The organism is Polaromonas sp. P1_E3, assembly GCF_056405935.1.
The window spans coordinates 1-4,262 of sequence record NZ_JBFUBD010000238.1 but is presented as its reverse complement, the minus strand read 5'-3'; the positions used below and the strand labels follow the sequence as shown (position 1 = coordinate 4,262).

The window sequence follows — 4,262 nt, the reverse complement described above, 5'->3', positions numbered from 1 at the left end:
CAGCAGGTAGGGCACCACACGCGAGTCCGAGCAGCCAATGAACAGGGTTTTTGGATGCTGGCCCTGTGCCACCAGGTCCTGGAAGCGCTGTTGATGCAGGGGGAAATAGTCGGAGTGAAAACGCCGCAAACGCAACAAGAGCTCGTCGGTGGGTGCGGCTTTTTTTTTGTTCATTGCACGAGAGGTGAATCCGCTCCCTCAAGAGCAATACCTTCAATGTCTGCCTCTCCAATGAGCAGGCTCATGTACTGATGCAAAGCCCTGGCGCGCGACTGCATAGTCAGCAGCGCGGCAATGCGCTCGCGCACTTCTTCGTAGGCGGGCTGGGTGCCGCTGCGGCGCTCCAGCACGTCGACGATGTGAAAGCCAAAACGTGTGTGGAACAGGCGCGGATGCACGCCGGTGCCGGTTTGCGCGTGCTGCAGGTGAAACAGTTCCGTCGCCAGTTCGGGTGCGCAGTCGTCCGGCGTGATCCAGCCGAGGTCACCGCCCTGCGTGCTGCTCGGGCAGTTGGAGAGTTCAGCGGCCAGCTGGGCAAAACGCTCCGGAGCGACGCCCTTGTGCGACAGCTCCAGCAAGGCGCGTTCGGCATGCACGGTCAGTGCCTGGACGTTGACACCGGGCGTGACGGCAAACAGGATATGCCGCACATGCAGCGCCTGGCCCACCAGAAATTGCGCCTTGTGGGCCTCGTAATAACGCCGGCCTTCTTCGTCGCCAGGCAGGGGACTGACTACCTGGCGGTCCACCATGGCCTCGATGATTTCGCGTTCAGCCTGGCCCAGTTCCGGGGCGGTCAGGCCGGTGTGGCGCGGCAGCAGACCTTGCGTCACCGCCTGCTGGCGTAGCAGTTCGGTGTAGGCCAGCTCGCGCAGCGTCGCCGTGTCCGGGCGCTGCCCGCTCGCATGCAGGGCGATGCCATTGACCAGCGCGTCTGGCACGGCGGGCTGGGCTGGCGCAGAAGCACATTGGCAGGAATCGCTGCCGCAGCCTTGGGCCGCGGCGGGTGAAGAAAGCGTTTGACTGGTCATGGAGAGTCCCTGGTTCATGGTGAGGTCAAGGAGCGCCGGGCGACTTGGCCCGGGGAACGCCAAGCCGGCGGCTGCGCACGACCTGGTAAGGGCGAAGCAGGTAGCCGACCGACGCGAAGCCGCTCCACACATGCACCAGGCGGCTGAATGGGAACAGCAGGAAGATGGTCATCCCGAATACGAGGTGAAGCAGATAGGGCCAGGGCAGGCCCGCCAGCACCGCGGAATCCACCGCGCGCAAGGTGAGGATGCGCTGCGCCCAGTCGGCCAGTATCAGCATCACGCTGCCGTCGGAGTGCGCCCAGGAAAAGGGCAGGGTAATCAAGCCGACCACCAGTTGCACCCACAAAATCAACAGGATGGCCAGGTCGGTTCTGTGGCTGGTATAGCGGATGCGTGGGTCAAACACACGGCGATAGATCAACATGGACAGCCCGATAAAACACAGGATGCCGAAAGCACCGCCCGAGTAGATGGCGATCTTTTGCTTGACCGACGCTTCCAGGAAATGGGCGTAGAACGCGTGCGGTGCCAGTAGGCCGACCAAGTGACCAAAAAACAGAAACAGGATACCCACATGGAACAGGTTGCTGCCCCAGCGCAGCAGGCCGGTGCGCAGCAGCTGCGACGAGTCGCTTTTCCAGGTGTACTGGTCGCGGTCGAAACGGATCAGGCTGCCGAGCAGGAACACCGTCAGGCAGATGTAGGGGTAGACGCCAAAAAGAAATCCGTGAAGTCCGGGGCTCATGCTTGTACTCCTTGGGCGGGCCGTGCCTTGCGCACATGGGGCACGATATGGATGGGCTGCGGCTGGTCCGGCCTGGCCTGGCCCTTGGACGAGCAGCCGTCAAAGACGACCGGCTCTTCCCAGACCGTGTCGATAGGCTCTTCCGCTGCAATCTGGACCGGCTGGGCCTTCTCCCCGGCCAGCTCCAGCAAGGCGCCCAGCACAGAGGCATAGGCACTTTCGCGCTGTTGCAGCGCTGCAAAAATCGAGTTGAAGATATGCGCCATCTCGGCCAGAAACTCGCGCGCCTCGCGCGGCAGTTGGGTCGAGGTGAATTCGAGCACCACCGGCAGGAAGTCCGGCATCTCGCCTTCGGCCAGGTACATGCCGGCCTTCTCATAGGTCTGCGCCAGGTCAATCATGGCCGGCCCGCGGTCACGCGAGTCGCCATGCACGTGTTCGAACAGGTGCAGCGATGTGGCGCGGCCCCTATCGAACAACTCGACATAAGCCGCCTCGGTCTCAAGCGCCGGTGCTCGCGCGAGCGCTTCAATCAGGGCGTCCAGCTCGGCCAGCCTTTGCGGCTCCAGGGCACGCTCTTCGTGCAGTGCCTCGCGCAGCGACCCTACGTGGTTGCGCAGCTCGGCGTCGGGATAAGCAAGCAGCCGGGCCAGCACACGCAGGCTTTTTGAAGCCACAGCGGGGGTGTTGTTGAAAAGTGCCATGATCAGACCTCCGCCTTGATGGGAATAGTGCGTTTCTTGTTGCCGCCGAACAGGCTGACGTCGCTGGCGCCGTCGGAGCACCCGTTGCCGAAGGTAAAGCCGCAGCCGCCGCGCATGTCAAACGCGTTCTCGGCGTATTCGCGGTGGGTGGTCGGAATCACGAAGCGGTCTTCGTAGTTGGCAATCGCCATGATGTGGTACATCTCCTCGACCTCAGCCACAGTCAGTCCGGCCTGCTCCAGCACTGCGAGGTTCTGCACCTGGTCTACATGTTTGCTGCGCTGGTAGGAGCGCATGGCCAGCATGCGCTGCAGCGAACGGATCACCGGCGCCGTGTCACCCGCCGTCAACAGGTTAGCCAGGTACTGCACGGGAATGCGCATTTGCGCAATGTCTGGCAGCTCGCCATTGACACCAATATGGCCGGCGTTGGCCGCCGAGGTAATCGGCGACAGCGGCGGCACGTACCAGACCATGGGCAGCGTGCGGTACTCGGGGTGCAGCGGCAGCGCCACCTTCCATTCCACCGCCATCTTGTAGACGGGACTGCGGCGTGCGCCTTCCAGCCAGGCTTCAGGGATGCCGTCGTTGCGCGCCTGTTCAATCACCTTCGGATCGTTCGGGTCCAGAAAGATGTCGAGCTGGGCCTGGTACAGGTCCTTGTCGTCTTCCACGCTTGCCGCTTCCTGGATGCGGTCAGCGTCATACAGCACCACACCGAGGTAACGGATACGGCCCACGCAGGTTTCGCTGCAGACTGTCGGCTGGCCGGCTTCGATGCGCGGGTAGCAGAAGGTGCATTTCTCGGCCTTGCCGCTCTTCCAGTTGTAATAGATCTTCTTGTACGGACAACCAGAGACACACATGCGCCAGCCGCGGCACTTGTCCTGGTCGATCAGCACAATGCCGTCTTCCTCGCGTTTGTAGATCGAGCCGGAAGGGCAGGACGCCACACAGGCCGGGTTCAGGCAATGCTCGCACAGGCGCGGCAAATACATCATGAAGGTGTTTTCAAACTGCCCGACCATGTCTTTCTGGACCTGGTCGAAGTTCGCCAGGTTGGCGTCCTTGCTGCGCTTGGAGAATTCGCCGCCGAGGATTTCTTCCCAGTTCGGGCCCCACTCGATTTTTTCCATGCGCTTGCCGGTGATCAGGCTGCGTGGCCGCGCGGTCGGCGCGGCCTTCATCTCGGGCGCCGACTGCAAATGGTCGTAGTCGAAAGTGAAGGGCTCGTAATAGTCGTCAATCTGCGGCATGTTCGGGTTGGAGAAGATGCGCATCAGCAGCTTCCACTTGCCACCCTGGCGCGGTTCGATGGAGCCGTCGGCCTTGCGTATCCAGCCGCCGTTCCACTTGTCCTGGTTTTCCCACTCCTTGGGGTAACCAATGCCGGGCTTGGTTTCGACGTTGTTGAACCAGGCGTATTCCATGCCGGGCCGGCTGGTCCAGACGTTTTTGCAGGTGACCGAACAGGTGTGGCAACCGATGCACTTGTCCAGGTTTAGCACCATGCCGATTTGTGCGCGTACTTTCATGCTGCTTCTCCCATTTGCTGCACGGCAAACGCTTTGTCGTCATCGCGCGGCGTGTCCAGCCAGTCCACCTTGTCCATCTTGCGCACCACGACGAATTCGTCGCGGTTGGTGCCTATGGTTCCGTAGTAGTTGAAACCGTAGGAAAGCTGCGCGTAGCCGCCAATCATGTGGGTCGGCTTGAGCACGATGCGCGTGACCGAGTTGTGGATGCCGCCACGCTGACCGGTGATCTCCGAGCCCGGGG

5 protein-coding genes and 1 pseudogene are annotated in these 4,262 nt (G+C 62.0%); all 6 read right to left on the bottom strand.

Annotation, left to right across the window (positions count from 1 at the left end; genetic code table 11):
- Positions 1-174, bottom strand: a pseudogene (locus tag AC1D0Z_RS16760) (carbonic anhydrase); the annotation flags it as partial.
- Complete coding sequence (locus AC1D0Z_RS16755; protein WP_477659350.1) at positions 171-1,031, bottom strand: peptidylprolyl isomerase; 861 nt, start codon at positions 1,029-1,031, stop codon at positions 171-173. The gene AC1D0Z_RS16755 and the pseudogene AC1D0Z_RS16760, both read right to left, overlap by 4 nt.
- A 25-nt stretch (positions 1,032-1,056) precedes the next feature.
- Positions 1,057-1,779: a respiratory nitrate reductase subunit gamma gene (gene narI / locus AC1D0Z_RS16750; RefSeq protein WP_477659349.1), complete on the bottom strand. Its 723-nt coding sequence runs from the start codon at positions 1,777-1,779 to the stop codon at positions 1,057-1,059.
- Positions 1,776-2,483, bottom strand: a complete 708-nt coding sequence (gene narJ, locus AC1D0Z_RS16745) for a nitrate reductase molybdenum cofactor assembly chaperone (RefSeq protein WP_477659348.1) — start codon at positions 2,481-2,483, stop codon at positions 1,776-1,778. Before narJ ends, narI begins: the two co-directional genes overlap by 4 nt.
- A gap of 2 nt (positions 2,484-2,485) precedes the next feature.
- Complete coding sequence (gene narH, locus AC1D0Z_RS16740; protein ID WP_477659347.1) at positions 2,486-4,018, bottom strand: nitrate reductase subunit beta; 1,533 nt, start codon at positions 4,016-4,018, stop codon at positions 2,486-2,488.
- A partial coding sequence (locus tag AC1D0Z_RS16735) for a hypothetical protein (protein WP_477659346.1) occupies positions 4,015-4,262 on the bottom strand: 248 nt, incomplete at its 5' end. The genes AC1D0Z_RS16735 and narH, both read right to left, overlap by 4 nt.

Excerpts from the sequence above, each read along its gene's own strand:
- AC1D0Z_RS16755 (WP_477659350.1), bottom strand. The coding sequence starts at position 1,031 with ATGACCAGTCAAACGCTTTCTTCACCCGCCGCGGCCCAAGGCTGCGGC.
- narI (WP_477659349.1), bottom strand. The coding sequence starts at position 1,779 with ATGAGCCCCGGACTTCACGGATTTCTTTTTGGCGTCTACCCCTACATC.
- narJ (WP_477659348.1), bottom strand. The coding sequence starts at position 2,483 with ATGGCACTTTTCAACAACACCCCCGCTGTGGCTTCAAAAAGCCTGCGT.
- narH (WP_477659347.1), bottom strand. The coding sequence starts at position 4,018 with ATGAAAGTACGCGCACAAATCGGCATGGTGCTAAACCTGGACAAGTGC.